The organism is Carnobacterium sp. 1290_CSPC (genome assembly GCF_001053265.1).
In the GTDB taxonomy this organism is placed as follows: Bacteria; Bacillota; Bacilli; order Lactobacillales; family Aerococcaceae; genus Aerococcus; species Aerococcus urinaeequi.
The window spans coordinates 1-327 of sequence record NZ_JVVG01000019.1 but is presented as its reverse complement, the minus strand read 5'-3'; the positions used below and the strand labels follow the sequence as shown (position 1 = coordinate 327).

The window sequence follows — 327 nt, the reverse complement described above, 5'->3', positions numbered from 1 at the left end:
TTCGAACCAACGCATGACAGAGTCAAAGTCTGTTGCCTTACCGCTTGGCTATATCCCAATAAAAAAGGGCGAGTGATGGGAATCGAACCCACGAGTGTCGGTGCCACAAACCGATGCGTTAACCACTTCGCCACACCCGCCAAAATAATAATATTAGTAAAAACAGGGACAGTAGGAATCGAACCCACAATGACGGTTTTGGAGACCGTAGTTATACCGTTTAACTATGTCCCTATCCAAGTAATATCCCATAGTTTAAAAAAGATAAATGGAGGGAGAAGGATTTGAACCTTCGAACCCGAAGGAACGGATTTACAGTCCGCTGCG

The 327-nt window shown here is 45.0% G+C and carries 2 tRNA genes; both read right to left on the bottom strand.

Annotated elements, in window-relative coordinates:
* Positions 1-67 precede the first annotated feature (67 nt).
* Positions 68-140: transfer RNA gene (locus AC973_RS00995), tRNA-His, on the bottom strand.
* A 23-nt stretch (positions 141-163) separates the two neighbouring features.
* Positions 164-234 (bottom strand) — tRNA-Trp (locus tag AC973_RS00990).
* Positions 235-327: the final 93 nt, after the last annotated feature.